Origin of the sequence: Dietzia sp. Cai40 (genome assembly GCF_014145165.1) — a bacterium.
GTDB lineage: Bacteria > Actinomycetota > Actinomycetes > Mycobacteriales > Mycobacteriaceae > Dietzia > Dietzia natronolimnaea.
In genome coordinates this window covers 1-1,375 of the sequence record NZ_JAALEB010000135.1, presented here as the reverse complement: position 1 = coordinate 1,375, position 1,375 = coordinate 1, and the positions used below count along the sequence as shown (strand labels likewise).

The window sequence follows — 1,375 nt, the reverse complement described above, 5'->3', positions numbered from 1 at the left end:
ACACCGATGCGCAGGCGGGACGCCCTCGCGGCGGGCGGCTGCGGAGGAGGTGGACACGCGCGCGAGCAAGACGCCAGACGCGTGCGCGAGACGCCAGGCGCATCAGCGGCTGCACGGACTGGCGAGTGTCGTGGCCGGCGATCCTTCCCGAGTGGGCGACGGTAGGCATTCCGCAACCGCCCTCAGGCCACGCGGCGCGGCCCCCGGCCGAGTGACTCCTGAAGTCTCATCGCCTCGCGGATGAGGGGCACGATCCGGCCACGCCGGTAGTCCTCCCATTGCCATCTCCTGAAGATGTTGCCCAGCGCTTCGATCTCGTTCTGGCGATTCTTCTCATTGCGTAGCTTCCGGCGGACGCCCGCCTCGCCGTCGTCGATCCCGTACTTCCCCGACCCGTCCGCCTCACCGACGAGTCCCCATTCCTTCCAGTACATGTCGACGAAGGTCCGCGACCCGTCCGGGAGGACGAACTCGTGCTGGAGCCGGGGCATGGGGAGGCCAGCGCGGGTGATGGCGACCCGGCTCAGTGACTCGAGCACCGAGTGGGCACCCGGGTCCGCGAATGCCACCACCGCGCGGGCCCGCGCGATGCCGACTCTCCCGGCGGCGGCGTCGAGTTCGGCCGCCAGTTCGGCCCTGGTGCACAGAGAGTGACGCAGGGCCTGGTCGGCAGCGCAGACAGCACCGGTGAACGGGCTCGTCCGCGCCACGTCGACGATCGTCCGCGCCGGAGTCGTGACCGGGATGCCATCGAGTTCCGTCACGGCGTCACCGAGATCCAGACTGTGGCAGATCGCGCTCTCGCCCCGCCTGCTCCCGCTGCCCGGCCGGTGCCTGGTCGTGGTGACCCGCCGGGTGTCCAGATCCTGGGCGGGCAGACCGTGCAGCACGAGCGCGGAAGTATGCGACATCACCGTGCCGGGGCTGATGAACCTCGCAGAGGCGCGCGAGCGCATCTCGAGGATGGCTTCGGCCTCGTCGGGACCGGTGGGCAGGTCGGCGGCGGGCACGTAGACACCGTGACGGAGACGGTAGAGCTGTCCGGTGCGCTCTGCGTGCTCCCGCGCTCGGCGGCTGTAACCCCGGGCGAGTAGTTCGGACGAGGTGATGACGGGTGGGCGAGGTCGGTCTGTGCTCATGGACACGCAGTATCGGCCCCGCCGGCCCGGCTTCTGCGGCGTCGGACCGCGTGATCCGTCCCGGCTGTGGAGGGGGCGCGGGGTGTGGAGACCGTTGCCGCAACTGCAGGGCCGGGCTGAGCGACTGCAGGGCCGGGCTGAGCGACTGCGGGGCCGGGCTGAGCGACTGCGGGGCCGGGCTTCCGGGATGGGTCGACGGACCGCTCCGGTGGCAGGCGGCACAGGCGCCCGCCGGC

The 1,375-nt window shown here is 71.5% G+C and carries 1 protein-coding gene; it reads right to left on the bottom strand.

Annotated features, from left to right (window positions below):
* Positions 1–182 precede the first annotated feature (182 nt).
* Positions 183–1,139, bottom strand: a complete 957-nt coding sequence (locus tag G6022_RS06055; RefSeq protein ID WP_179523196.1) for a hypothetical protein — start codon at positions 1,137–1,139, stop codon at positions 183–185.
* Positions 1,140–1,375 lie beyond the last annotated feature (236 nt).

Coding starts and splice junctions, on each gene's coding strand:
- G6022_RS06055 (WP_179523196.1), bottom strand. CDS start 1,139: ATGAGCACAGACCGACCTCGCCCACCCGTCATCACCTCGTCCGAACTA.